Consider the following 24,201-nt stretch of genomic DNA (forward strand, 5'->3'; position numbering starts at 1 on the left):
ATCTGAAGGGTCATCCGTGGATACCGCGGGCGTCAGCCTTGTCCTCGACTATGAGCGTTCCTGCGGGCGAATCCCCGAGGAGCAGGCCCACAACAACCCCGGCTACGACGTACTCTCCAAAGACGCAGATGGCGTCGTTCTTCGTCGCATCGAGATCAAGTCAATAGGCGGAGCCTGGACTCTGTTCGGCGTCTGGATGTCAGCCACGCAGCTCGACGAGAACCGCACTCATCCGGCCGACTTTTGGCTGTACGTGGTGGAGCACGCGGACGACGACGACGCGGTCATCCACCGGATCCACAACCCGGCCGGGGAAGCCACCAAGTTCGGATTCGACGATGGTTGGCAGGCTCTTCGTGAACCAGAAATCGAGCGCGACGAAACCGGTCAGGCCCTTTTGAGTTCGACTCGACGGCTGCTCGGATGGCGCAAGCCTGAAGAATGACCGCGCAGGACCCAGAAGTTGAACTCGATTGGGCTTCAGAGCCGGTCGATCCAGGTCTCCTCGTCTCGATCGTCCCAGGCCGACGTCTGGGATCGGCCCGCACTTGGCTGCTGGGCAAGGCTGGCCAGCACGTTGCGTGCCTCATCGTGCGAAAGCGCACGCAGTGACTCGACCGCGCGCCCAGCCACGCATTCGATGGCCTGCTGGCGCTCGGCCATCGACGTCAAGCCACGCGCGTCTAGCGCCCTGCGCAGCAGGTCAACCTGCCAATCAGTAATCGGCCACGGCGCATTGACCGGCTCGGACGGCACGCCCGGCGCGTCATCCCCGAACAGCGAAGGGTCGTCGGACACGGATCAACTGTAAATCGCTCCGCCTGGCGGGGGTCTGTGGGGCGTGGGTCCGACAAGGTCGCGGCGTCGGTTGAGTCCTTTGCGAGCCGCTACGCCGCCGAGCAGGCCGCGCAGCGGGTGCGCCAACGCGGGGAGCGCAGGCGCTATGGCCGCCTGACCGCTACTGAATAAGCAGGGCCCCTGATCTGCGTTTCCGCAGGCCAGGGGCCCTTCCTTTACCTAAACCGCTCGGCCGGTTTTACCTAAACCGGCCGTGGTGCGCGAGGGGGGAGTTGAACCCCCACGTCCTTTCGGACACACGGACCTGAACCGTGCGCGTCTGCCTATTCCGCCACTCGCGCGTGATGCGGCGCTCACGTTATCCCAGCGGTTCGGACATTCCCAAACCGGGTAGAGGGGTTGCGTCACGGCTCGTTGCCACCCCGTTACGATCGGTCGCAACCCGGCACCCCCGCTGGGCGGCGCGGCATGCCGTGGCCCCGACCAACTCGACCGACAGGTCGGGGGCGACACCCCTGGTGACGACAACGGCCGAGAGGCGAGAGGAGGCGGGCAGTGAGCGGACTGTCGAAGTTCGAGCACAAGCTGGAGACGATGATCTCCGGTGCCTTCGCACGCGCATTCCGGTCGGCGGTGCAGCCGGTGGAGATCTCCGCGGCCCTGCAGCGTGAGTGCGACAACAACGCGCAGATCCTCTCGCGCGACCGGCGGATCGTGCCCAACGACTTCCACGTCGAGCTGGCGGCGATCGACCTCGACCGGCTCAACCCGATCGACAACGGCCTCGCCGGCCACTTCGCCACGCAGCTCAAGGAGCACGCCGACCAGCAGGGCTACCAGTTCCCCGGACCGATCTCGATCGAGTTCGAGCCGGCCGAGGACCTGACCACCGGCCGGTTCCGGATCCGCAGCCGCTCGCAGGCCAAGGTCACCGGCAACGCCTCCTACACCCAGGTACGTCGCGCCCGCGCGGTGCTCGAGGTCAACGGCACCCGCCACCCGCTGCAGGCCCCGGGCCTGGTGATCGGCCGCGGCACCGAGGCCGACGTACGCATCAACGACCCGGGCGTCAGCCGGCGCCACATCGAGTTCGTCGTGGACGCGAGCGGCGACGACGTCCGCATCGAGGTCCGCGACCTCGGCTCGACCAACGGCATGCTGGTCGACGGCCACCGCATCACCCAGACCGGCGTCCACGACGGGACGCAGGTCAAGATCGGGAACACCACGATGACCGTGCGCGTCATCGAGGAGGACGTGCATGTCTGAGCTGACCCTGTTCCTGATCCGCATCGCCTACCTCGCGATCCTGTGGATCTTCGTCCTCTCCGCGATCTCGGTGATCCGCTCTGACATGTTCGGCGCCCGTGTCCCCGAGGGCGCCCGCGCCACCCGGGGCTCGCGCGCCAAGACCGGCAAGGCCAAGCCGGCCAAGGCGCCGCCCAAGCGCCGCGGCTCCCCGACCCACGTGCTGGTCACCGAGGGCGCCAACACCGGTGAGCGCGCCGAGCTCGAGAACGCCCCCATCCTCATCGGCCGCGGCACCGACGCGGCCATCCGGCTCGACGACGACTACGTCTCCACCCGCCACGCGCGGATCGCCGCGTCCGGTGACCAGTGGTTCGTCGAGGACCTCGGCTCCACCAACGGCACCTACATCGGCAGCGTCCGCATCACCCAGCCCACCACGCTGACGCTCGGCACGCAGGTCCGGATCGGGAAGACCATCCTCGAGCTGAGGAAGTAGCCCCATGACCTCCCCTGACCGCCCGCCGGGCCTGCGCCTGGACTACGCCGCCATCTCCGACGTGGGCCGGGTCCGCAAGGACAACCAGGACTCCGGGTACGCCGGCCCCTGGCTGCTCACCGTCTGCGACGGTGTCGGCGGCGCCGCCCGCGGCGACATCGCCTCGAGCACGGCCGTCCACCAGCTCCGCAAGCTCGACGAGCCGCCCACCGACGACCTCCTCGGCCAGGTGGCCGGAGCGCTGCACCGCGCCCACGACCGGATCGGCGAGCTCGTCGACGAGGACCCGGCCCTCAACGGCACCAGCACCACCGCCACGGTCGCGCTCTTCGACGGCAACCGGCTCGGCATCGGCCACGTCGGCGACAGCCGCGCCTACCTCTTCCGCGGCAAGGAGATCAGCCAGCTCACGCACGACCACACGTTCGTGCAGTCGCTGATCGACGAGGGCCGGATCACCGAGGAGGACGCCCGGGTCCACCCCCACCGCAACCTCATCCTCAAGGCCCTCGACGGCATCCACGAGGCCGAGCCCGACCTCTTCCACGTCGAGCTCCAGCAGGGCGACCGCCTGCTGCTGTGCTCCGACGGCGCGTGCGGCGTGCTCGACGACGGCCGCCTGGCCGACATCCTCTCCACCGGCAGCCCGGAGTTCGCCGCGGTCGAGCTCGTGCGCGCCAGCCTCGAGGCCGGCAGCTCCGACAACGTCACCTGCATCGTCGCAGACGTCGTCGACCACGAGCCGCCGGCCGGGCACGACCTGTCCCCGCTGATCGTGGGCGCGGCGGCCGAGCTGCGCCGTCGTACCCCTCGCGGCCTCTTCCGCGGGCACCGCTCCGGCGACACCGGCGAGCTCGAGCCGATCCGCGAGGAGATCCCCGGCGACCTCCCCTTCGCGATCTCCAGCGACCCGATCGACCCCGAGCAGGCCCGCTACGCGCCGCGCCCGCCCCGCCGCTTCGTGTGGCTGCGCCGGCTGCTCGGCGCCGCGATCGTGGTCGGCATCGTGTGGGTCGGCGCCGCGGCGGCCTGGTCCTGGAGCCAGGACCAGTACTTCGTCGGCGAGCACGACGGGGCCGTGGTGATCTTCCGCGGCGTCAACGCCGACCTGCCCGGCGTCTCCCTGTCGTCGGTCTACGAGACCACCGACGTCCAGCTCGACCAGCTCTCGGACTTCGACGCCGGCAAGGTCCGTGAGGGGATCGACGCGGGCGACCTCGACGACGCGCACCGCACCGTCGACAACCTCGCGGCCAAGCAGTCCAGCTCCGGCTCCAGCTCCGCGTCCAAGACGGCGAACGGCTGACCGGGATGGCTCAGAACGGCGCCCTCATGGGATTCGTGCACCGGCGGCGCCGGGGTGCGGAGCTCTTCCTCCTCGTCCTGGCCCTGCTCGTCGGCATCGGCGCCTACGCCGCGGTCGGCATCGGCGTCGAGGGCACGATCCCGGCCGACATCGTCGGCTACGGCGGCTGGTTGGCGGTCCTGATCATCGCCGCCCACGTCGTGGTCCGCATGGTGGCGCCGTACGCCGATCCCGTCCTGCTGCCCGTCGTGGCCGCGCTCAACGGCCTCGGTCTGGCGGTCATCCACCGGCTCGACCTGGCCTACAAGGCGGACGGCAAGCCCGACGGCTTCGCCCAGCAGCAGCTGATCTGGATGACGCTCGGCGTCGTCCTGTTCATGGTCACCCTGATCGGGCTGCGCGACCACCGGGTGCTGCAGCGCTTCACCTACACCAGCGGGCTGTCCGCGATCGTGCTGCTGCTGCTCCCGCTGCTGCCGGGCATCGGCACCACCATCAACGGCGCCCGGATCTGGATCCACCTCGGCCCGTTCAGCTTCCAGCCCGGTGAGGTCGCCAAGGTCCTGCTGGTCATCGCGTTCGCGGGCTACCTCGTGCTGCACCGCGACGCGCTGGCCCTGGCCGGCCGCCGGGTCGTCTTCGTCGACCTGCCGCGCGGCCGCGACCTCGGCCCGATCCTGGGCATGTGGCTGGTCAGCCTCGGCATCCTCGTCTTCGAGAGCGACCTGGGCTCGAGCCTGCTGTTCTTCGGCCTCTTCCTGGTGGCGCTCTACGTCTCCACCGAGCGCCCCGGCTGGCTCGTGCTCGGCGGCGGGCTGTTCCTCGTCGGCGCGCTCGCGGCCTACAAGCTGGTCTCGCACGTCGCCATCCGCGTGGACGTGTGGCTCAACCCCCTGCACTACTACGACGACAAGTTCGGCGCCCGGAGCTTCCAGCCGGTCGAGGGCATGTTCGGCATGGGCTGGGGCGGCCTGATCGGCCGCGGCTTCGGTGGCGGCAGCCCCGAGCGGGTGCCCTACGCCAACTCCGACTTCATCATCAGCTCGATCGGCGAGGAGCTCGGCCTGACCGCGGTCATCGCCGTGATCCTCTGCTACGGCCTCATCGTCGAGCGCGCGCTGCGGGCCGCCCTGGTCTGTCGCGACGGCTTCGGCAAGCTGATGGCGACCGGCCTCGGCGCGGTCTTCGCGCTCCAGGTCTTCGTCGTCATCGGCGGCGTCACCAGCCTCATCCCGCTCACCGGTCTGACCACGCCGTTCCTGTCCTACGGCGGCTCCTCCCTCGTCGCGAACTGGGTGATCATCGCCTTGCTGCTCCGCATCTCCGACCAGGCCCGTCGGCCGATCCCGGACCTCTCGGCCCCGGACGACACCGAGGCCGACAGCGAGCAGACCCAGGTGGTCAAGGCGGTGAGGAGCGAGTCATGAACAAGCCGATCCGCACGATCTCGCTGTTCTGCCTGCTGCTGTTCCTCGCCCTGATGGTCAACGCGACCTACCTGCAGTACTACAAGGCCGGCGACCTCAACAACGACCCGCGCAACCGCCGCGTCATCGAGGCGTCCTACTCCCGCGAGCGCGGCGCCATCCTCGTGGGCCGCGACCCGGTCGCGGAGAGCGTGAAGTCCGACGACCAGTACAAGTTCCAGCGCACCTACGCGCAGCCGTTCAAGTACGCCCCGATCACCGGCTACTTCTCCTACTACAGCCAGACCGGCATCGAGCAGAAGCAGAACGACGTGCTCTCCGGCGATGACTCGCTGCTCTTCGTGACCAAGCTGGTCGACCTGCTCAGCAACAACGCCTCCAAGGGCGGCAGCGTTCAGCTCACGATCAACCCCGACGCCCAGACCGCGGCGTACGACGGCCTCACGGCACTGGGGGCCGACGTGCAGGGCGCCGTCGTGGCGATCGAGCCGAGCACCGGCAAGATCCTGGCGCTGGCCTCGACCCCGAGCTACGACCCCAACAAGCTGGCCAGCCACGACCTGACCCAGGTCAGCCAGGACTACAACCGGCTCAACCAGGACCCGCGCGAGCCGCTGCAGGACCGCGCGATCCAGACCATCCTGCCGCCGGGATCGACGTTCAAGCTCGTGACGGCTGCGGCCGCCCTGGAGTCGGGCAACTTCAACCCCGACTCGCAGGTCCCCGGCGGCACCTCGCTCGACCTGCCGCAGACCACCCACGACCTGCACAACGAGAACGGCTCGAGCTGCGGTGGCGACCGGATCACCCTGACCCAGGCCCTCGACGTCTCGTGCAACGTGACCTTCGGCTGGCTCGGGCTCCAGCTCGGCGCCGCCAAGCTGCGCGACCAGGCCGAGAAGTTCGGCTTCGGCCAGCACTACCTCGACGACCTGTCCCCGCAGGCGATCAGCCGGTTCCCCGACGGCGACGTCAGCCCGCCCAACACGGCGCTGTCGGCGATCGGCCAGTACGACGTCGCGGCCACGCCCCTGCAGATGGCGCTCATCTCGGCCGGCATCGCCAACGGCGGGACGGTCATGAAGCCCTACCTGGTCGACGAGGTGCAGTCGCCCGAGCTGGACGTGCTGCACAAGACCGAGCCGTCGGAGTTCTCCCAGGCGATCTCGTCCTCCACCGCCCGCGACCTGACCACGATGATGGAGTCGGTCGTCCAGAACGGCACCGGCACCGCCGCGCAGATCCCGGGCATCGCGGTCGCCGGCAAGACCGGCACCGCGCAGTCGACGCCCGACCGGCCGCCGTACGCCTGGTTCACGTCGTTCGCGCCCGCCGAGGACCCGCAGGTCGCCGTCGCGGTCCTCGTGCAGTCCAGCAGCACGGCCCGCAGCGAGATCGCGGGCGGTCTGCTGTGTGCCCCGATCGCCAAGGCCGTGATGGAGGCGGTGATCAACCAGTGAGCACGATGCCCCCCGACGACGGCGCCGAGCGCTTCGCCGACGACGCCCACCGCTACCGGCTCGACTCGCGGATCGCGACCGGCGGGATGGGCGAGGTGTGGCGCGCCACCGACACCACGCTCGGCCGCCTCGTCGCCGTGAAGCTGCTCAAGCACGAGTACGCCGACGACGCCTCGTTCCGCTCCCGCTTCGAGACCGAGGCCCGGCACGCCGCGTCGCTGCACCACCCGGGCGTCGCCGCGGTCTACGACTTCGGCGAGGCCTCCCCGACCGACGGGTCGGGCGTCGCCCGGCCCTTCCTCGTCATGGAGCTCGTCGACGGCCAGCCGCTGTCGGCGCTGCTGCGGGGCGAGCCGATGGACCCCGACGTGGCCCGCGACCTGCTCGCCCAGGCCGCCGAGGCCCTCGGCGCCGCCCACGCCGCCGGGATCGTGCACCGCGACGTCAAGCCCGCCAACCTCATGGTGACCCCCGACCGCGAGGTCAAGATCACCGACTTCGGCATCGCCCGCGCCGCCGACGGCGTGGGGCTGACCCAGACCGGCCAGGTCATGGGCACGCCGCAGTACCTCTCGCCCGAGCAGGCCGCCGGCACCGCCGCGACCCCCGCTTCCGACGTCTACTCCCTCGGCTGCGTGGCCTTCGAGTGCCTGGCCGGCGAGCGCCCGTTCGTCCGTGACAGCCCGATCGCCACCGCGCTGGCCCACCTCCGCGACGACGTCCCCGACCTGCCGGCGAGCGTGCCGGCCGACCTGGCCAACGTCGTACGCCGGGCACTGGCGAAGAAGCCCGCCGACCGGTTCCCCGACGCCCACGCCTTCGCGGCCGCCCTGCGCGACCCGGCGAGCGTGGCCCCGATGGCCGCCGCGGCGGGTGCCGCTGCCGCCGCGGGAGCTGCCGCCGCGGGAGCTGCCGCCGCGGGAGCCGACGACGGCACCCAGGTCCTCACCGGCCTGGGCCCGGCCGGCGCCGCGGGTGCACCCGACCCGACCCCCACCCCCGTGCCCGCGCCCGCACCTACCCGGCGTCGCCGCGTCCCGTGGCTGATCGTCGGCACGGTCGTGCTGATCCTGGTCGCGGTCATCGGGGTGATCGCGTTCGCCACCGGCGGCAACGACTCGACGCCGACCGACACGCCGACCAAGCACGCGACCAGGCACAGCAGCGCGCCCTCGGCCCCCTCCAGCTCCACGGCCCCGAGCTCCACCGCGCCGACGGCGCCGAGCTCCAGCGCCACCTCGGCCTCGCCGACCCCGACCCCGAGCGAGACGCCCACGACGACGCCGAGCACCAGCCCGACGGCGCCCACCAGCTCCACCCCGGCGGCGCCGTCCTCGTCGGCGGCCGCCTCGCAGCCGCCGCCGAGCCCGTCCGCGTCGCCCGCGAGCAGCACCGCCCCCAGCCCCTCCGCGAGCACGGCGCCGAGCGCGCAGTCCTCGCCGACCGCGTTCGCCGAAGGAAAGGCCGCCCGCTGATGAGCAACCCCGGTCCGACCACGGTCGGCGGACGCTACGAGCTCGGCGAGCTGCTGGGCCGTGGCGGCATGGCCGAGGTGCGCAAAGGGACCGACACCCGGCTCGGCCGGGTGGTCGCCGTGAAGCGCCTGCGGACGGACCTGGCCAGCGACGCGACGTTCCAGGCCCGGTTCCGGCGCGAGGCGCAGTCCTCGGCCTCGCTCAACCACCCGGCGATCGTGGCGGTCTACGACACCGGCGAGGAGCTCGCGACCGACGGGTCCGAGGTCGCCCAGCCCTACATCGTCATGGAGTACGTCGCCGGGCGGACGCTGCGCGACATCATCCGCGAGGGCCGCAAGATCCTGCCCGAGCGTGCCCTGGAGATCACCAGCGGCGTGCTCTCGGCCCTGGACTACAGCCACCGTGCGGGGATCATCCACCGCGACATCAAGCCCGGCAACGTCATGCTCACCCCCAGCGGTGACGTGAAGGTGATGGACTTCGGCATCGCCCGCGCGATCAGCGACGCCTCCTCGACGATGACCCAGACCGCGGCCGTGGTCGGCACGGCGCAGTACCTCTCCCCGGAGCAGGCGCGCGGCGAGACCGTCGACTCCCGCTCCGACGTCTACTCCGCCGGCTGCCTGCTCTACGAGCTGCTCACCGGCCGCCCGCCCTTCGTCGGCGACAGCCCGGTCGCGGTGGCCTACCAGCACGTCCGCGAGCCGGCGATGCCGCCGTCGGACCACGACACCGACCTCCCCCCGGAGATCGACGCCATCGTGATGAAGGCGCTCGCCAAGCGGCTCGAGGACCGCTACCAGTCCGCCGCGGCGATGCGCAGCGACATCGAGCGCTACCTCGCGGGACGTCCCGTGCACGCCGCCGTGCCGCCGCCCTCGCCCGCGACCACGATGATCCCGCCGGTGGTCCCCGCGCCCGCGCCGACCACGACCGTGCCCGCGTACGCGATGACCGACGACGGCGACGACCGCCGGCGGACCGGCACCATGGTGCTGCTCGGCCTGCTCGTGCTGCTGCTGATCGGCGGGGCGGCGTACCTCCTGCCGAAGATGTTCGAGTCGGCCCCCCAGCAGACGCCCGTCCCCAACCTGATCGGCCTGAGCGAGAGCGCCGCGCGCAAGGCCATCGGCGACGCCGGCCTCGCCGTGGGCAACGTCTCCTACCAGGCCGACGACCGGGGCGGGAAGGGCAAGGTGCTGAGCCAGGACCCCAACCGCGACCAGTACGTCGACCCCGGCACGACCGTCGACATCGTGGTGTCGACCGGCAAGCCCCTCGTCGAGATGCCCTACCTCATCGGGCAGGACAAGGAGGCGGCCAAGGCGGCCCTGGAGGCGAAGCACTTCTCGGTGACGCTCACCGAGAAGGAGTCCGACGCGCCCGCCGGCCAGGTCGTCTCGACCGACCCGGCGCAGGGCCAGCAGGTCCCGGAGGGCTCCCAGGTCACCGTCTTCTACTCCGACGGCCCGGAGCAGGTGCCCGACGTCGTCGGGCTCCAACAGTCCGACGCGGAGAAGGTGCTGCGCGACGCGGGCTTCCAGCCACAGGTGGTGGAGTCCTCCAACACCACGGAGCCGTCCGGGACGGTCATCCAGCAGAGCCCGCAGGCCGGCCAGCCCCAGCCCGAGAACACCGTCGTGACGATCGTGGTCTCGACGTTCACGCAGCCGTCGGAGTCGCCGACCCCCACCGAGACGCCGACCGAGAGCCCCTCGATCCCGACACCGTCCGCCCAGCAGCGGTCGGCGCCCGGGCGGCTCAGCTCGTCAGCGGCTTGGCGTAGTTGAGGTCCAGCAGGCCGTCGTACGCCGGAGCGGTGAGGCTGTCCTCGGTCTGCACGTCCCAGCCGACCTGGATCAGCGGGTTGGCCGCGTCGTCGCGGTAGTAGCCGAGGTAGTCGTCGCGGTCGATCGCGCTCAGGATCGAGCCCTGGTCGCCGACCGCGGAGATGACGTAGGGCTGGGAGTAGGGCACGCCCTGGAGCTGGACGGCGTTGCCCTCGCACTTGATGCCGGTGGTCGAGACGACCCGCTGGCCGTTGATGGTGACCGCGGTGGCGCCGCCGACCCACATTGCGTTGACGACGGCCTGGATGTCCTGCTGGTGGACGACGAGGCGGTTGGGGTCGACGTCGGAGCCGTTCTGGACGTCGGCCGGGGCGTCGGCGAGGGTCACCGTGACGCCGGGCCCGGTGTGCGCGACCAGCCCGGCGGGGTCCTTGAGCTTCTCGATCTTGCGCTGGAAGCGGCGTACGTCGCTGTCGTTGACGGAGTTGGTCAGCCTCTGGACGTCGTCGTTGAGCTGGGCGACCCGCTGCTTGAGGGCGTCGTACTGGTCGGACTCGCCCTGCACGAGGGAGGCGAGGTCGGTGTAGCGCCCCGGGCGCAGGTCGGTGCCGTGGCTGTTGTGCGCGCTGACGATGAACAGGCCGCCGCAGAGCAGCACGACCACCGGTGTGCCGACCCGCCACGGCCACGACGACCGCGGCGGGCGGCTGCGCCGCAGCCGGGCGAGGGGCGTCGCGCGGGCGAGCGTGCGCAGCCGCGAGAGGCGCGGCTGCTCCTCCACGGCGGGCCTCGCGTGGGATCCGGGTGTCACGCCGACTAAGGTAGCCCGCGACCTGTGACGACGCGTCATGGGCGCGCAACGCACGCACGTGCCACCAAGGAGCAGCAGTGTCCAAGACGAAGGCCAAGCAGGCGGATGTCCTCGACCCCGGCGCAGGACCGACGTTCTCGGTGCGGTTCCTGGTCGCCGTGCTCCTCGTCGTCGTGGGCATCGCCTGGATCGCCTACTACTACGCCGCCGTCCGGGTCGACCCGACCGCGCTGCCCGCCCCGAAGGCCGGCAGCCCGGCGTTCATGGCCGACCTGAAGAACTGGAACTACCTCATCGGCTTCGGCGCGATCATGGTCGGCCTGATGCTCTCGGCCCACCCCGACACCCCGCTCGGCCGCGGCCGCGGCGTCGTGGTCGGCATGCTCGGCTGCTTCATCATCGGCCTGCTGTGGATCTGCACGTTCTACGTCATCTCCGACGACATCTCCCGCCTGCCGGTCTTCGACGACCTCGCGCAGAAGAACCTCATCGTCGGCATCGCCTTCATGGCGGTGGGCTTCACCTTCGCCACGCGCTGGGAGTGAGTCGAGGCGGCGCACCTGCCGGCCCCAGAGACCTCGAGTCGGCGCCACTGCCGCTCACCACGACGCCGGTCCACCCCGCTGGGGAGGGCCGGCGTTTGTGCACAGTGGGGATAACACTGTGGAGAACTACATCGATGTAGTTCTCCACAGGCTCCTCCACAACTGGGGACAAAGGATCTGTGGATAACTCCTACAGACGCGCCGACTCGACCCGGCTGCAGAGGCGGTCCTCCCCGGTGGTTCCTCGACCACGGTGGGGGTCCTACCCGTTCCATTGCTGGGGAAACGCCCGGGCCTACCCCGAATTGGGGGTCAGAACCCAGCAATTGAACGATTGCGTGCAGGCCTCCGGCAGTTGCGCCGACTCGACCAGGTCTCAGGCGAGGGCGGCGGTGCGGAGCAGGGTGGCCACGACCAGGACCACGCCGACGGCGGTGAGGCCGGCCACCTGCCACGTCGTACGACGCTGCCGCGGCGCGTAGACGAGCGCGGCGGCGATCAGGAGGCCGCCGAGGAAGCCGCCCAGGTGGCCCTGCCAGGAGATGAAGCCGCGGCCCACCACGGTGATCAGGAAGTTGATCCCGATCCAGGTCAGCACCGGCTGCATCTGGGCCCGGACCTTGAACGCCAGGACGAGCAGGGCGCCCATCAGGCCGAAGATCGCGCCGGACGCGCCGAGGGTGGAGCCGCCGACGGGGGCGGCCCAGTAGACCAGGACCGAGCCGGCGAGCCCGGAGAGCAGGTAGAGGGCGACGAAGCGCGCGCGCCCGATCGCGAGCTCGAGCTGGGGGCCCAGGACCCACAGGGCGAGCATGTTGAAGCCGATGTGCCAGATCTCCACGTGGGTGAAGGCGCTGGTCAGCAGCTGCCAGTAGGCCCCGTCGCTGACGCCGGGGATCCACTCACGGGCGGCGGAGGCGGTGCAGACGGCCTCGCTGTGCAGCTGCGGGAAGTACTGGGACGGCTGGCCCGCGGGCACGCACCGGCCGGTGGGCAGCAGCGAGAGCCGGGCGATCCAGACGCTGGCGGACCCGCCGGTCGCCATCACCAGCAGCCAGACGGCGGCGTTGATGCCGATCAGCACCATGGAGGTGATGCCGGCGTTGCCGGGCCGGAGCCCGCCGTACGCCGTGCGCCCGCTGCGGGTGCTCTTCTTGCCCTCGGCGATGCACGAGGGGCACTGGAAGCCCACGGCGGCGTCGCGCATGCAGTCGGGGCAGATCGCCCGGTCGCAGCGCTGGCAACGGATGTAGGACTCGCGGTCGGGGTGCCGGTAGCACGTGGGCACCCCGACCGCCGGAGTCTGGTGCTCGTTCAGCGAACGACCTGGACCGACTCGATCACGACCGGCTCGACCGGGCGGTCGCCCGGGCCCGTCGCGGTGGTGGCGATGGCGTCGACAACGTCGCGACCGGCCTGGTCGGCGACCTCACCGAAGATCGTGTGCTTGCCGTTGAGCCACGAGGTGGCGCCGACGGTGATGAAGAACTGCGAGCCGTTGGTGCCCGGGCCGGCGTTGGCCATGGCGAGCAGGTAGGGCTTGTCGAAGACCAGGCCGGAGTTGACCTCGTCCTTGAACGTGTAGCCCGGGCCGCCGGTGCCGGTGCCGAGCGGGCACCCGCCCTGGATCATGAAGCCGGAGATGACCCGGTGGAAGCCGAGGCCGTCGTAGAACGGGCCGGTGCGGCCGTTGCCGGCGTCGTAGGACTTGGTGCCCTCGGCGAGGCCGGTGAAGTTGTCGACCGTCTCGGGGGCGTGGTCGGGGAACAGGTTGATCGTGATGTCGCCCCGGTTGGTCTTCAAGATGGCCTGGGTGTCAGCCATGACTGCCTCTCACGTGTGGTGGGTACAGCACGGGTGGATCGATGCTGTCCGTGCGTCCCCGATCCTCGCACGCGTGCCAAGTGGTGATCGAGCGTGGGCCGAGCGTGGGCCGAGCGTGGGCCCAGCCTGAGCCGGGTCTGGTTCGGGGCGGGCGGGCATGATCGAATGGAAGAACCAGACGAGAGGAAGTGCCACGAGATGCGTCTCCGCCAGAAGAAGTCCCTCCTCGACCAGGCCGGCGAGTACGTCGAGGCCGTGCGGCCCCAGATCGAGTCCGCGGTCGACAAGGCCATGGACTACGTCGAGCACACCGCACTTCCGCTGCTCCACGAGGCGCGGGACAAGGCCGCTCCCGTGATCGCGGACGCCCGTGCCAAGGCCGGCCCCGCGCTGGCCGACGCCCGGGACAAGGCGGGCCCGGCGTTCGCCGACGCGCGTGCCAAGGCCGGCCCCGCGCTGGCCGACGCCCGCGACAAGGCGGCGCCGTACGTCGCCGAGGCCCGGGAGAAGGCCGCCCCGCTCATCGCCTCCGGCGCCGCGTACGCCGCGGAGAAGGCCACCGTCGGCGCCAACCTGGCCGCGGAGAAGGCCGCCGCGGGCCGTGACCTGGCCGCCGCCAAGGTCGCCGAGCTCCAGGGCAAGCCGGTGAAGAAGAAGGGCGGCAAGCTCAAGAAGGTCCTGCTCCTGGGTGGTCTCGCGGCCATCGCCGGCGCGGTCGCCAAGAAGCTCCAGGGCAACCCGGCCGCCGACAACTGGCAGTCGTCCTACGTGCCGACGCCGGCTCCGCGTCCCAGCGCGCCGGCGCCCGCCCCCACGGCGACCACGACCTCGACCGACGATGCGGGCGACTCCGACGACTCCGGCGGCTCCTCGCCGGACGAGGCGCTCGCCGACCAGGCCGAGGGCGCACACCCGGTGACGACGCCGGACGACCCGGCCGAGGTCGTCGACATCGACGACGCCCCCAGCGCCAACGGGGGCAACCACAAGGCCTGACGGCCCGACAGCACGGTCAGCGCCGGCCGGGGGAGAGATCCTCCGGCCGGTGCTGCTCCACCCAGGCGTCGATCCGCTCCCACCATCCGAAGAGCCACTCGATCCGCGCCTCGCGGCCCTCGGGGATCTCCGCGCGCGGCACCTGCCACCAGCGCATCACGATCACCTTGTCCATCGGCAGCTCCCGCCACACGTCGGCGATCGTGAGCAGGTGGTCGAGCCCGGTGTGGGCCACCAGCACCACGTCGGCGTCGGGCGCCGCGTCCAGCGCCGCGATGAAGCCGCCCGGGCGCGGCGCCAGCACGTTGGTCATCGCCTCGGCCCGCCGTGCCATCCGGTGCATGCCGAGCTGGTTGAGCCGCTCGATGGCCCGCTCCCGGCGGTGCGGGGTGAAGTTGCCGCCCTCGGGGAAGATCACGAACGCGTCGTTCTCGTCCAGGCCGGAGGCGAGCTCGGCGATCTGCGACTCCAGGTCCTCGCCCTGTCCGGGGTTGGGCGTGATGAACCGCGCCGGGATCCGGTGCAGCACCACGTCGATCATCGGGTCCCAGCCCAGGGTGTCCTTGAGGACGACCCGCGGCTCGCGGGAGTACCAGTGCATCAGCGCATGGATCAGCGTGAAGGAGTCGCCCGGTCCCGCGTGCCGGCACGCGACCAGGATCGGCACGCCCGGGTGCGCGTCCGGCGCCGGCCCGTCGGTCTCGATCCGCAGCCGCAGCACCCGCCGCGCCTCGCGGAAGAACACCCACATCAGGCCCTGGACCAGGTCGTAGTGGATCCCCTCGAAGTACGGCGTCCGGATCCGCCGGCCGAACCCGCTGGCCAGCCAGAGCCCGAGCAGCACCACGAGCATCAGCGCCTCGCAGCTCAGGTAGAGGATCAACAGCCACAGCAGCCGCAGCGCCCGCCACCGTCCCGGCAGGAGCGGCGACAGCGCCGCCGCCGCGATCAGCCACAGCGGGAAGGTCACCCACAGCAGCACCGTCAGCACGACGACCGCTGGGGCGAGGACGCACCGCCGCAGGAACCAGATCACGGCCTCCGGTCCAGCCCGTCCAGCCCGTCCAGCCCGTCCAGCCCGTCCAGCCCGTCCAGCCCGTCTAGATAGGCCACCGAGGCGTCGTACGTCTCCTCGATGCGCTGCAGGACGCTGGAGAAGTCGCGGGTGCCGAAGAGGGTGTCGTCACGGCTGGACGTGCCGCGCGCGGGCAGCACGTGCGCCTCGACCCCGGGTGGCAGCTCGGCCAGCTCCCGGGCGAAGCGGTGCCGGCGCGCGATCTCGAAGGACACCCGCGCCACCTCCCACGGCCGGCGCGGCACGGTCAGCGGCCGGTCGATGCGGCCGACCTGCAGCACGTAGACGGTCGTGGCGCCGAGCTGGACGGCGCGGCCGAGCGGCACGGAGTTGACGATGCCGCCGTCCAGGAAGTGCTCCTCGCCGACCTTCGCCGGCGGCAGCAGGCCGGGGACGGCGGCGCTGGCGACCACGGCGTCCACGACTCGGCCGCTCTCGAACCAGTGCTCTGCGGCCCGCTCGATGCTGGCCGCGCACACCTGGAACCGGACCGGCAGCTCCTCGAAGGTGATCTCGCCGAGCTCCTCGGCCAGCCGCTTCTTCAGCGGCTTGGCGGAGTAGATGTGGGTGCCGGTCGCCACCGCGCGCCGGACGGTCCGCAGCGCGCGGTCGCCGTATACCTCGCGGGAGTTCTCGCTCGCGCCGCGCCACAGCTCGGTGAGCCGCTCGAGGGAGTCCAGCGTGGGGTCGCGGGCGATCATCGCGCCGTTGAGGGCGCCGACGCTGGTGCCGAGAACCAGGTCGGGGGTGATGCCGCGTTCGAACAGGGCCCGCAGCATGCCGACCTCGACCGCGCCGAGGACGCCACCGCCGCCCAGGACGAACGCGGTCGTCACCGGGTCAGACCCCGGTGGTGGAAGCGGCCAGCTCCGGGTGCTCGGCCCGCAGCCGCTGGGTCACCTTGTGCTCGACCCAGAAGATCAGCAGCGGCACGAGGCCGGCGACCAGGGCGACGATCGTGAAGCCGGGGGTCCAGCGGGCCCGGCGGGACAGCAGGAACGCGACCACGACGTAGATCATGAACGCCCAGCCGTGGGCGACCCACAGGATGCTGGCGTTCTCGCCGAAGGTCTGCAGGGTGCCGCCCTCGGTGGCGAGGTACTTCAGGGGCATGGCCACCAGGGCGCAGAAGGCGAGCAGGACGCCGACGACGATGGCCAGCACGCGGTAGGCGTTGAACAGCTTCTTCACGCGCCCAACCTACTGGCCGTCCACAGCGGCGCCCGCGGCGATCGTCTCCACGGTGTCCTCGCGGGTGGCCTGCGTCTCGTCGCGCATCCAGCGGACCCACACGAAGAGCGCGAACCCCGCGAAGAACCACCACTCGATGGCATACAGCAGGTTGCGTACGGCGGTGAAGGTGCTCGCGTCCGGCAGCTGCTCCAGCGTCGCCGGCTCGAGGCCGGCCGTGCCGTCGTTGGTCGCGGCCGCGCCGATCGGCCACTTCCCGGGCGCGGCCTCGGTCGCCACGACCGCGTAGGCGCCGTAGAGGTCCTGGTGGACGTGCTGGATCACGTCGGCGATCCGCAGCTGCGGCAGCACGTCGTCGGTCGGGTCGGTGTCGCCCTGGCCGGTGCCCTCGGGGGGCTGCAGCCAACCGACGAGCTCGCCGTGGCCGGTCGGGGCCGCGGGTGCGTCCGCGGGATCGGCGACCCAGCCCCGCACCACCGGGATGGCCGACGCGTCCGCCGCGCCGATCGCGAGCGGCGTCACGACCCAGTAGCCCGTGCGGCCGTCGTGCTCGCGGCCCGACACGTAGACCGTGCCGTCGGGCACCCACTGGCCGCCCAGGATCACCGGCTGCCCCACCCGGTTGCCCGGGAACGGGTCGTCGGGGCCGATCACCGAGCGCAGCGGCAGCGGCTCGACCCGGGTCAGGTCGGCGGCCTCGGCGGCCCGCCGCGTCGACCACGCGTCGTACTGCCACACGCCGAGGCCGACCGCCGCCGCGGTGAGCACCAGGGCCAGCAGGTGCATCGCCCAGTAGCGCGGGGCGAGCAGGGTGGGCACTCCTTCATCCTACGAACGGCGCCTCACCACCTGGCCCGCGGGAGAACTGGTCAGACCACTTGACCACCAGCCAGAACACGTTCTACCATACGACGCATGCCACTCCAGCCCGTGAACCGCCGATCGGTCCCCGACGAGGTCTTCGACCAGGTCCTGGCCGAGGTCGTCGACGGCGAGATCGAGGCCGGGGAGACGCTGCCGAGCGAGCGCCGGTTGGCCGAGGTGCTCGGGGTCTCCCGTCCGGCCGTCCGCGAGGCACTGCAGCGGATGACCCAGACCCGGCTGCTCGACGTCCGCCACGGCGGCGCGACCACCGTGCGCGACTACCGGAAGTTCGCCGGCCTCGACCTGCTGCCGGCCCTGCTCGTGCGCCGCGGCAACCTCGACGCCCGGGTGGCGCGCAGCATCCTCGAGGCCCGGCTCGTCGTCGGCCCCGGCGTCGCCGCGCTGGCCGCCGAGCGCGGGGGACCGGCCCTGGCCGCGCAGCTCACCGATGCGGTCGACGCCCTCGCCGCAGCCGAGGACGGGCCCGCGGGCGACGTCGAGCGGCAGCTGCACGCCCTGACGTTCTGGGACCTCGTCGTCGACGCGGCCGACTCGATCACGTTCCGCCTGATGTTCAACAGCCTGCGCACGGCCTACGAGCCGGCGCTGGAGGCCCTCGCGCCGCTCATGGCCGAGGAGGTGGGTCAGGTCGGTGCCTACCGGCTGCTCACCGCCGCCATCGGGGAGGGGGACCCCGAGACCGCCCGGGTCGCCGCGGAGCGCGTGCTCCGGCCGGCGACCACCAGCCTGATCAGCGCCCTCGACGCGCTGGCCGACCTCCCCTCCCAGGAGCACTGATGACCAAGGCAACCCCCGAGATCGAGGCCCTCGCCGCGCAGCGGCTGGCGGCCGACGAGGACCGGCTCGGCAAGTTCACCGGGGCCGGCTCGCGGCGGACCAGCGTGTCGCTCGCCGGCGCCTGGGGCTCCTTCTGGCGGCACCCCTCGCCCTACATGATCGGCAGCTTCCTCGTCGGCTCCGTCGTGGCGCGCGTCCTGGTCGGCGGCGGCTCGTGGTGGGAGCTGGCGATCCCGGCCGCGCTCGTCGCCCTGTTCCCGGTGATCGAGTGGGTGATCCACGTCGGCATCCTGCACTGGCGCCCGCGCAAGGTCGGCCCCGTCCCGATCGACTCCCTCCTGGCCCGCAAGCACCGCGAGCACCACGCCGACCCGCGCCAGATCCCGCTCGTCTTCATCCCCTGGCCGGTGCTGCTCTGGCTGCTCCCGGCGTACGTCGCCGTCGCGCTGCTCGCGGTGCCCTCGCTGTCCGCGGGGCTCACCCTGCTGGTGTCGGTCTACGGCCTGAAGTTCGGCTACGAGTGGACGCACTACCTCGTGCACAGCGACTACCGCCCGCAGTCGGCGTGGTTCCGGTCGGTGTGGCGCAACCACCGCCTGCACCACTACAAGAACGAGCACTACTGGTTCACCGTGACCACGGCCGGCACCGCCGACCGGCTCTTCGGGACCTACCCCGAGCCGTCGGAGGTCCAGACATCACCGACCGTGCGCGCGCTGCACGCCGCCGAGGGGCTGTAATCACCACCGTGACCATCCACCACCTCAACTGCGCCACCCTCCGTCCGCACGGCTCCTTCGGCGGCCGGGTCTCCCCGGCGCAGATGGTGGCCCACTGCCTCCTCGTCGAGCGGCCCGGCGGACTGCTGCTCGTCGACAGCGGCTTCGGCACCGGCGACATCGCCGACCCGCGCCGGCTGGGGAGGCCCTTCACGGCGGTGCTCCGGCCGGCGCTGAACCTCGCCGAGACCGCCCAGGCGCAGGTCAGGGCGCTGGGGCACGCCGTCGAGGACGTCACAGACATCGCGCTCACCCATCTCGACCTCGACCACGCCGGCGGCCTCGGGGACTTCCCCGGCGCCCGCGTCCACGTGTTCGGCGCCGAGCTCGACGCCGCCCTGCACCCCACCATGCGGGAGAAGGCGCGCTACATCGGCGCCCAGTGGGCACACGGCCCGCGCTGGACCCGCCACGACGAGGCCGGCGACGACTGGTTCGGCTTCCGCGGGGTCACGGCCCTCGGCGACGACGTCATGCTGGTGCCGCTGCACGGGCACACCCGCGGACACTGCGGCGTCGCCGTGCGGCGCCCCGACGGCGGCTGGCTGCTGCACGCCGGCGACTCCTACTTCCACACCAGCGAGAAGGAGACGCCTCCGTCCCCGCCGATCGGGCTGCGCGCGTTCCAGACCCTGATGGCCGTGGACAACCAGCAGCGCAAGGCCAACCAGGAGCGGCTCCGCGAGCTGCACGCCGCGCACGGCGAGATCACGATCTTCTCCGCGCACGACGCCGGCGAGTACGCCGCCCTCGCCGGCTCCTAGAGGCCCGTCGGCTCGGCGATCGGCTCGACGCTGTTGCAGATCCCGAAGGGCAGGGTCTCGCCGAGCGCCAGCTCGGCCGCGAGGGGCGGGTGCGGCACGACGTAGCCGATCCGGCCGGTCGCCGGGTCGCCCACGCCCTGCCGGAAGCCGTCCTCGAACGCCGGGGAGCCGTCGCGTGGCCACCAGTCGCCGACGTGCAGCCGGTCGAACAGGTCGAGCCGGTGGACCGGCATCCGCACGGTCGCGAGGTGGTCGCCGAACTCCAGGACCACCGCGTCGAGCGGGTCGAGGTCGGTGACGTCCTCGTGCTCGGTCACGCGGTCCTGGTCCTCCTGGGTAGCCCCGGGTCCGAGCGCGTCGGCGAAGGGGAGACAGCCCCGGTGCACGTACGTCGCCTCCGCAGGCGCGCCGAGCAGGCCCACGAACGCCGGGTCGGTGGCCCAGCTGTCGGCCCCGTCGGTCGCGGTGCCGAAGCTGACGAGATGGCCCTGGACGTGTCCGCCCGCGAGCACACCGACACCGGCCTTGACGGCGCTCGCCACCGGCGCCATGTCGAGGTCGGGGCGGAAGGCCAGCACCCAGCCGGCGCCCTGGTCTCCGGTGAAGTGCGCCTCCCAGTCGACGTCGTCCTCGGTGAAGCCGTAGTCGAGCATCAGCTCGGAGTTGTCCGGTCGCAGCAGCCCGTCGGTGAGGAGCGGCGCCTCGGTCGCCGCCCGCTGCCAGAACTCCTCGCGGTCGGTCACGAGGTCGTCGCTGGTCATGTCCGGCACGCCGAGCTGGACCCGGACCGCGTCGAGGTCCGTCACCGTCAGGGTCGTCGCGGTGGCCGGGACCAGCGGGAGCACCGCCTCGGCCGGCTCCTGGCGGGCGTCGTACGTCGGCGTGCCGGAGAGCCGCGCCGGAGGCGGCGCCACGTCGGGCGGGGGCGGGCCGTCGTCCCCGCAGCCGGCCGACAGCGCGCCCAGGAGGAGCACGACCGCCGGGGCGCGCAGCAGGATCGGACTCATCCGCCTTCACTCGGGATCTCGACGTCGGGACACAGGACGGCGTGCCGCCACGCAGCGCGCCGCCCCGGACCGGGAGCGTACTGTGCCACAGGCCCCGGGCGTCGACGTGCCCGAACCCAGCCTGGCGCCGGACCGTGGAAGGGCCCGGCGCCGAAGCACCTACTTCAGCGTGACGATGCGCACCATGCCCATGGCGGCGTGGGGCATCCCCGTCTCCGGGTCGGGGAAGAAGCACATCAGGGCGTACGTGCCGCGCGGCAGGGAGTATCCGAAGGTGAACGCCTTGCCCGGGCTGAGACTGCCGGTCTCGGCACTGCCGGCGCGGGCGAAGTCGAAGGTGCAGGCCGGGTCGTTGATGCAGTCGATGACCTCCTTGCGCGTGGTGCCCTTGGCGACGTGCTGGAGGGAGACGAAGTGCGGGCTGTAGTCGGCCCGGTTGACGAACCTGATGGCGCCCTGGGCCGGCAGCACGTCGTCACCGCCCCAGCGCCGGTCCTCGTGCGCGACGACCGTGGCCGTCGACTCCGGGGCGGCGCGCTTCACGACGGGACCGCGGACATGGAGCCGGGTCGGGTTGATCGGGCCGTTGTCGCCGAACTGGAAGAGCACGTAGGTGTCGGGTCGGTCCAGGAACGCCCCGCCGTGCGTGACCTTGCCGGGGTCGGCTGCGGGCGCACCGTAGAACTTGGTGTGCCGGATCGCTCGATTGAGGTGCTTGAGCGCGTTCTTGCCGCCGGCGAACGTCTTCGCGATGTCGAACTGCAGGTCCTTGAAGGTGTAGTCGCGACGGAACCGGACGAGCTCCATCGAGCCGGGGGTCTTGTGGGCAACCGTGGTCAGGCGCACCCAGCCGGCCTGGAACCGGGTCGGTCCGGTCACGTCGACGCCGGACTTGGAGACCACGACCCGCAGGGAGGGCGTCGCGGCGCGATCGGCCGGCGCGGCGCTGGTCGTTGTCGCGGACAGCGGGACCAGGCTCGCGGCGATCATCGACGCCACCGCGATCACGAGTCTGGTCGGCAAGCCTCTCTTCGGCGCTCCAGCTTTCAGCATCGGACCTTCCCCTTCCTTGGGTGACGTTCCCTCCGAGCATGGACAGGTGCCGGGCCGCCCGGAAATGGCACGATCTGACTAGCCTCTTCTCGCGGAGCCCTGCGCAGAATGAGGGGATGCGCGTCAGACGTCGGCCGCTCAGCCGCCCCTTCCTCGCCGGCTTGGCGGGCGCGCTCGTGGTTGCCGCATACGGCGCCGCACCCGTCGTGGACGTCACTCCCGCGGATCCGTCGGGCGCAGCGGCGGCCGTCATGGCCGGGGACGCGGCCCCGGTCTCGGCCTCGATCGTCATCGACCAGGGGGCGAGCACGAGGGGATACACCACCAAGTCCGTGACGATCTCCCAGGATGGCACCCTCAGCGTGGTCAATCTGGACTCGATGGAGCACACCGTCACCGCCGACGACCGGGGAGAGGACGGCCTCCCGCTGTTCGACGTCCTGGTGCCCCCGGGGTCGACGGTCTCGATCCCGGCCGCGAGCAAGCTCGCCCCGGGAACCTTCGGGTTCCACTGCAGCTTCCACCCCTCGACCATGACCGGGACACTCACGGTCGAGGGCGACTCCGGCGGTGTGACCCCGGCGGCACCGAAGTTCGAACAACCGCTGTTCTCCCCCCCGGTGATCACCGGGAGCCATGTGCGACTGAGGATGGAGCCTGCGCTCGTCCGGATGTTGCCGCACGGGGCGCGCACCCCGATGTGGACGTTCGGGGGCACCTACCCCGGCCCGACGATCCGGCGTCCGGCGGGACACGACACTCGCGTGACCTTCACCAACGGGCTGCCGCGGCGCGCCCGGTCGATGAGCGTGCACTTCCACGGGGATCACCACGCGTCGGCCGACGACGGGCAACCCGACCGCTTCCTCATCGGGCACGGACACTCACGCACCTACGACTTCCCGCTCACGTACGGCGGTCGACCCGAGCCCAGCTCGTTCTTCTGGTATCACGACCACCGGATGAACCGGACGTCCCAGAACAACTGGCACGGGCTCCAGGGCATGTTCATCGTCGACGACCCCAAGCCGAGCAGTCTGCGCCTCCCGGCAGGGCGACGGGACGTGCCGCTGCTGGTGGCGGATCGCAGCTTCACGGCGACCAACGACCTGACGAACCCCTACCGTCACGCCGCCACGATGACCGACGACATGACGTTCATCGGTCCGAACGCCCCGCCGACCGACGTCGTCATCGGCAACCGCATCCTGGTGAACGGCCGCTTCGCGCCGTACCTTCCGGTCTCGGCCACGCGCTACCGGCTGCGGCTGCTCAACGGGTCGAGTGCCTCGGCGTACAACTTCGCGCTGTCCGACGGCCGGCCCTTCGTGCAGATCGGGACCGGCGACGGGCTGCTGCCCCACGCGGTCGTCCGGCAGAGCATCCTGCTGGGCCCCGCGCAACGCGCCGACGTGATCGTCGACTTCCACCGCGAGGTCGGCAAGAAGGTCGTGCTGTGGAGCCTGGCTCGCAGTGACGGGTCTACGACCGGCACGGGTACGCGCGTCGACGCGCTGATGCAGTTCCGGGTCCGCTGGAAGGCCGACGACCGGTCGAGGATCCCCTCCACGCTGGTGCCCGTCCCGAAGATCGACATCCCGACACATGTGGCGAAGACGTGGGTCTTCGACCTCGGGGGCGACAGCACGACCGGCACCTTCTGGTCGATCAACGGCAAGGCATTCGCTCCCGACCGTGTGGACTATCGAGTCCCCCTCGGGTCGACGCAGCGGTGGCGGATCCGCAATGACAGCGACGTCACGCACTTCGTGCACATCCATGCCGAGCAGTGGCACACGGTGCTGAGGGACGGGAAGCGCCCGCCGCCCTGGGAACGCGGGCTGGAGGACACGTGGCGTCTCGATCCCGGTGAGTCCGTCGAGGTCGCGGCGCACTTCGTGGACTACACAGGCGCCTTCATGATCCACTGCCACATGCTCGACCACGAGGACCACGGGATGATGGCGCGCTTCGTGGTGACCCCACACGGGTAGGCGGGTCGCCGGGCGCTCTCCGTGCCGGAGGCCCCGGTGGGAGCTGTGCTGATCATGGTGGAGCCTAGGGGACTCGAACCCCTAACCCCCTGCTTGCAAAGCAGGTGCGCTACCAATTGCGCCAAGGCCCCGTGACGACGGACGTCAGGGTGTGGTCTCGACAAGCTCGACCACCGAAGCTGGGTCAGGCCTTGTCGACGTTGTCGGTGGCCTCGGCCCAGAGGGCCTGCTCGGCGCGACCCTCGTCCATCTTCTTCTTGGCGAAGACGGCGCCGGCGGCGGCCAGCAGGACCAGGAGGATCTTCTTCATGCGGGGCTCCAAGCGGTCGGGGCAAGCGGTCATCGGGACGACTGCCTCGACGGGCTCGAGGAGCCGGAGTGGTGGGCCTAACAGGACTTGAACCTGTGACCTCTTCCTTATCAGGGAAGCGCTCTAACCGTCTGAGCTATAGGCCCGTTCCGACACACGACAACGTGCACCGGGGGGTGGCCGA

At 71.4% G+C, this 24,201-nt stretch carries 25 protein-coding genes and 3 tRNA genes; 14 read left to right on the forward strand and 14 right to left on the reverse strand.

Going from position 1 to position 24,201, the window contains the following annotated elements; all coding sequences use genetic code 11:
- Window positions 1-16 precede the first annotated feature (16 nt).
- Window positions 17-445, forward strand: coding sequence for a DUF3883 domain-containing protein (locus tag EJF31_RS10835; RefSeq protein WP_185736208.1), 429 nt, complete (start codon window positions 17-19; stop codon window positions 443-445).
- A gap of 35 nt (window positions 446-480) precedes the next feature.
- Here EJF31_RS10835 and EJF31_RS10840 read toward each other — a convergent pair whose 3' ends face one another.
- Both EJF31_RS10840 and EJF31_RS10845 read right to left on the reverse strand, forming a co-directional pair.
- Window positions 481-798: a hypothetical protein gene (locus EJF31_RS10840; protein ID WP_125037053.1), complete on the reverse strand. Its 318-nt coding sequence runs from the start codon at window positions 796-798 to the stop codon at window positions 481-483.
- Window positions 799-1,052: 254 nt separating this feature from the next.
- Window positions 1,053-1,139 (reverse strand) — tRNA-Leu (locus tag EJF31_RS10845).
- A gap of 214 nt (window positions 1,140-1,353) precedes the next feature.
- Here EJF31_RS10845 and EJF31_RS10850 point away from each other — a divergent pair.
- From EJF31_RS10850 to pknB, 7 genes are read left to right on the forward strand one after another with little or no spacing between them, the layout of a single operon-like run.
- Entirely contained in the window at window positions 1,354-2,067 is a 714-nt protein-coding gene (locus tag EJF31_RS10850; protein ID WP_125037054.1) for a DUF3662 and FHA domain-containing protein, read from the forward strand.
- The gene (locus EJF31_RS10855; protein ID WP_125037055.1) at window positions 2,060-2,545 is read left to right on the forward strand and encodes an FHA domain-containing protein; all 486 of its coding nucleotides are present in this window, start codon (window positions 2,060-2,062) and stop codon (window positions 2,543-2,545) included. The genes EJF31_RS10850 and EJF31_RS10855 overlap by 8 nt, the downstream gene beginning before the upstream one ends.
- 4 nt (window positions 2,546-2,549) lie before the next feature.
- Window positions 2,550-3,851, forward strand: coding sequence for a PP2C family serine/threonine-protein phosphatase (locus EJF31_RS10860; protein ID WP_125037056.1), 1,302 nt, complete (start codon window positions 2,550-2,552; stop codon window positions 3,849-3,851).
- Between the two features lie 5 nt (window positions 3,852-3,856).
- Window positions 3,857-5,278: an FtsW/RodA/SpoVE family cell cycle protein gene (locus EJF31_RS10865; protein ID WP_125037057.1), complete on the forward strand. Its 1,422-nt coding sequence runs from the start codon at window positions 3,857-3,859 to the stop codon at window positions 5,276-5,278.
- The gene (locus EJF31_RS10870; RefSeq protein WP_125037058.1) at window positions 5,275-6,738 is read left to right on the forward strand and encodes a penicillin-binding protein 2; all 1,464 of its coding nucleotides are present in this window, start codon (window positions 5,275-5,277) and stop codon (window positions 6,736-6,738) included. Before EJF31_RS10865 ends, EJF31_RS10870 begins: the two co-directional genes overlap by 4 nt.
- A 5-nt stretch (window positions 6,739-6,743) precedes the next feature.
- Window positions 6,744-8,213 carry a serine/threonine-protein kinase gene (locus EJF31_RS10875; protein ID WP_260430852.1) on the forward strand — a complete coding sequence of 490 codons (1,470 nt, stop codon included), beginning with the start codon at window positions 6,744-6,746 and terminating at the stop codon, window positions 8,211-8,213.
- A complete protein-coding gene (gene pknB, locus EJF31_RS10880; protein WP_125037060.1) occupies window positions 8,213-10,006 on the forward strand; it encodes a Stk1 family PASTA domain-containing Ser/Thr kinase in 1,794 nt (597 codons plus the stop codon). The genes EJF31_RS10875 and pknB overlap by 1 nt, the downstream gene beginning before the upstream one ends.
- Here pknB and EJF31_RS10885 read toward each other — a convergent pair.
- Window positions 9,978-10,817, reverse strand: a complete 840-nt coding sequence (locus EJF31_RS10885; protein WP_260430769.1) for a DUF881 domain-containing protein — start codon at window positions 10,815-10,817, stop codon at window positions 9,978-9,980. The genes pknB and EJF31_RS10885 overlap by 29 nt on opposite strands.
- 77 nt (window positions 10,818-10,894) lie before the next feature.
- Here EJF31_RS10885 and EJF31_RS10890 point away from each other — a divergent pair, with 77 nt between their 5' ends.
- A complete protein-coding gene (locus tag EJF31_RS10890) occupies window positions 10,895-11,362 on the forward strand; it encodes a cell division protein CrgA (RefSeq protein ID WP_125037062.1) in 468 nt (155 codons plus the stop codon).
- A gap of 376 nt (window positions 11,363-11,738) precedes the next feature.
- Here EJF31_RS10890 and EJF31_RS10895 read toward each other — a convergent pair whose 3' ends face one another.
- Together EJF31_RS10895 and EJF31_RS10900 are read right to left on the reverse strand one after the other, a co-directional pair.
- On the reverse strand, window positions 11,739-12,650 hold the full coding sequence (locus EJF31_RS10895; RefSeq protein WP_260430770.1) for a rhomboid family intramembrane serine protease: 912 nt from the start codon (window positions 12,648-12,650) through the stop codon (window positions 11,739-11,741).
- Window positions 12,651-12,676: 26 nt separating this feature from the next.
- Window positions 12,677-13,186 carry a peptidylprolyl isomerase gene (locus EJF31_RS10900; RefSeq protein ID WP_125037064.1) on the reverse strand — a complete coding sequence of 170 codons (510 nt, stop codon included), beginning with the start codon at window positions 13,184-13,186 and terminating at the stop codon, window positions 12,677-12,679.
- A 198-nt stretch (window positions 13,187-13,384) separates the two neighbouring features.
- On the opposite strand from EJF31_RS10900, the gene EJF31_RS10905 reads away from it, so the two are divergent.
- Window positions 13,385-14,182 carry a hypothetical protein gene (locus tag EJF31_RS10905; protein WP_125037065.1) on the forward strand — a complete coding sequence of 266 codons (798 nt, stop codon included), beginning with the start codon at window positions 13,385-13,387 and terminating at the stop codon, window positions 14,180-14,182.
- A 16-nt stretch (window positions 14,183-14,198) separates the two neighbouring features.
- On the opposite strand, the gene EJF31_RS10910 is transcribed toward EJF31_RS10905, so the two are convergent.
- Genes EJF31_RS10910 through EJF31_RS10925 form a run of 4 tightly spaced genes read right to left on the reverse strand, consistent with a single transcriptional unit; the run spans window position 14,199 to window position 17,267 of the window.
- Entirely contained in the window at window positions 14,199-15,218 is a 1,020-nt protein-coding gene (locus EJF31_RS10910; RefSeq protein WP_125037066.1) for a 1-acyl-sn-glycerol-3-phosphate acyltransferase, read from the reverse strand.
- Window positions 15,215-16,093 carry a patatin-like phospholipase family protein gene (locus tag EJF31_RS10915; protein ID WP_221767526.1) on the reverse strand — a complete coding sequence of 293 codons (879 nt, stop codon included), beginning with the start codon at window positions 16,091-16,093 and terminating at the stop codon, window positions 15,215-15,217. Before EJF31_RS10915 ends, EJF31_RS10910 begins: the two co-directional genes overlap by 4 nt.
- 4 nt (window positions 16,094-16,097) lie before the next feature.
- The gene (locus tag EJF31_RS10920; protein WP_125037067.1) at window positions 16,098-16,448 is read right to left on the reverse strand and encodes a DUF3817 domain-containing protein; all 351 of its coding nucleotides are present in this window, start codon (window positions 16,446-16,448) and stop codon (window positions 16,098-16,100) included.
- Window positions 16,449-16,457: 9 nt separating this feature from the next.
- Window positions 16,458-17,267 (reverse strand): SURF1 family protein, encoded by an 810-nt coding sequence (locus EJF31_RS10925; protein WP_125037068.1) that lies wholly within the window; start codon window positions 17,265-17,267, stop codon window positions 16,458-16,460.
- Between the two features lie 96 nt (window positions 17,268-17,363).
- Here EJF31_RS10925 and EJF31_RS10930 point away from each other — a divergent pair, with 96 nt between their 5' ends.
- The 3 genes from EJF31_RS10930 to EJF31_RS10940 are packed head-to-tail and all read left to right on the forward strand — an operon-like array spanning window position 17,364 to window position 19,653.
- Window positions 17,364-18,110 (forward strand): FadR/GntR family transcriptional regulator, encoded by a 747-nt coding sequence (locus tag EJF31_RS10930; RefSeq protein ID WP_125037069.1) that lies wholly within the window; start codon window positions 17,364-17,366, stop codon window positions 18,108-18,110.
- On the forward strand, window positions 18,110-18,850 hold the full coding sequence (locus EJF31_RS10935; RefSeq protein WP_125037070.1) for a sterol desaturase family protein: 741 nt from the start codon (window positions 18,110-18,112) through the stop codon (window positions 18,848-18,850). The genes EJF31_RS10930 and EJF31_RS10935 overlap by 1 nt, the downstream gene beginning before the upstream one ends.
- Window positions 18,851-18,858: 8 nt before the next feature.
- Entirely contained in the window at window positions 18,859-19,653 is a 795-nt protein-coding gene (locus tag EJF31_RS10940; protein WP_125037071.1) for an MBL fold metallo-hydrolase, read from the forward strand.
- Here the strand turns inward: EJF31_RS10940 and EJF31_RS10945 are convergent.
- Window positions 19,650-20,660 (reverse strand): hypothetical protein, encoded by a 1,011-nt coding sequence (locus tag EJF31_RS10945; protein ID WP_125037072.1) that lies wholly within the window; start codon window positions 20,658-20,660, stop codon window positions 19,650-19,652. The two genes, EJF31_RS10940 and EJF31_RS10945, sit on opposite strands and share 4 nt — an antisense overlap.
- A 159-nt stretch (window positions 20,661-20,819) precedes the next feature.
- On the reverse strand, window positions 20,820-21,683 hold the full coding sequence (locus tag EJF31_RS10950) for a hypothetical protein (RefSeq protein ID WP_125037073.1): 864 nt from the start codon (window positions 21,681-21,683) through the stop codon (window positions 20,820-20,822).
- A 146-nt stretch (window positions 21,684-21,829) separates the two neighbouring features.
- Here EJF31_RS10950 and EJF31_RS10955 point away from each other — a divergent pair, with 146 nt between their 5' ends.
- On the forward strand, window positions 21,830-23,707 hold the full coding sequence (locus tag EJF31_RS10955) for a multicopper oxidase domain-containing protein (protein WP_185736209.1): 1,878 nt from the start codon (window positions 21,830-21,832) through the stop codon (window positions 23,705-23,707).
- Window positions 23,708-23,762: 55 nt separating this feature from the next.
- On the opposite strand, the gene EJF31_RS10960 is transcribed toward EJF31_RS10955, so the two are convergent.
- The 3 genes from EJF31_RS10960 to EJF31_RS10965 all read right to left on the reverse strand — a co-directional run bounded on the left by EJF31_RS10960 (window position 23,763) and on the right by EJF31_RS10965 (window position 24,163).
- Window positions 23,763-23,838, reverse strand: a tRNA-Ala gene (locus EJF31_RS10960).
- 53 nt (window positions 23,839-23,891) lie between these two features.
- Window positions 23,892-24,017, reverse strand: coding sequence for a DLW-39 family protein (locus EJF31_RS22125; RefSeq protein WP_220481937.1), 126 nt, complete (start codon window positions 24,015-24,017; stop codon window positions 23,892-23,894).
- A 69-nt stretch (window positions 24,018-24,086) separates the two neighbouring features.
- Window positions 24,087-24,163, reverse strand: a tRNA-Ile gene (locus tag EJF31_RS10965).
- Between the last annotated feature and the right edge of the window lie 38 nt (window positions 24,164-24,201).

It is taken from the genome of Nocardioides sp. LS1 (genome assembly GCF_003865225.1).
Classification (GTDB): domain Bacteria; phylum Actinomycetota; class Actinomycetes; order Propionibacteriales; family Nocardioidaceae; genus Nocardioides; species Nocardioides ginsengisegetis.

Coding starts and splice junctions, on each gene's coding strand:
- EJF31_RS10935 (WP_125037070.1), top strand. CDS start 18,110: ATGACCAAGGCAACCCCCGAGATCGAGGCCCTCGCCGCGCAGCGGCTG.
- EJF31_RS10855 (WP_125037055.1), top strand. CDS start 2,060: ATGTCTGAGCTGACCCTGTTCCTGATCCGCATCGCCTACCTCGCGATC.
- EJF31_RS10930 (WP_125037069.1), top strand. CDS start 17,364: ATGCCACTCCAGCCCGTGAACCGCCGATCGGTCCCCGACGAGGTCTTC.
- EJF31_RS22125 (WP_220481937.1), bottom strand. CDS start 24,017: ATGAAGAAGATCCTCCTGGTCCTGCTGGCCGCCGCCGGCGCCGTCTTC.
- EJF31_RS10875 (WP_260430852.1), top strand. CDS start 6,744: ATGCCCCCCGACGACGGCGCCGAGCGCTTCGCCGACGACGCCCACCGC.
- EJF31_RS10870 (WP_125037058.1), top strand. CDS start 5,275: ATGAACAAGCCGATCCGCACGATCTCGCTGTTCTGCCTGCTGCTGTTC.
- EJF31_RS10955 (WP_185736209.1), top strand. CDS start 21,830: ATGCGCGTCAGACGTCGGCCGCTCAGCCGCCCCTTCCTCGCCGGCTTG.
- EJF31_RS10905 (WP_125037065.1), top strand. CDS start 13,385: ATGCGTCTCCGCCAGAAGAAGTCCCTCCTCGACCAGGCCGGCGAGTAC.
- EJF31_RS10860 (WP_125037056.1), top strand. CDS start 2,550: ATGACCTCCCCTGACCGCCCGCCGGGCCTGCGCCTGGACTACGCCGCC.
- EJF31_RS10945 (WP_125037072.1), bottom strand. CDS start 20,660: ATGAGTCCGATCCTGCTGCGCGCCCCGGCGGTCGTGCTCCTCCTGGGC.
- EJF31_RS10900 (WP_125037064.1), bottom strand. CDS start 13,186: ATGGCTGACACCCAGGCCATCTTGAAGACCAACCGGGGCGACATCACG.
- EJF31_RS10865 (WP_125037057.1), top strand. CDS start 3,857: ATGGCTCAGAACGGCGCCCTCATGGGATTCGTGCACCGGCGGCGCCGG.
- pknB (WP_125037060.1), top strand. CDS start 8,213: ATGAGCAACCCCGGTCCGACCACGGTCGGCGGACGCTACGAGCTCGGC.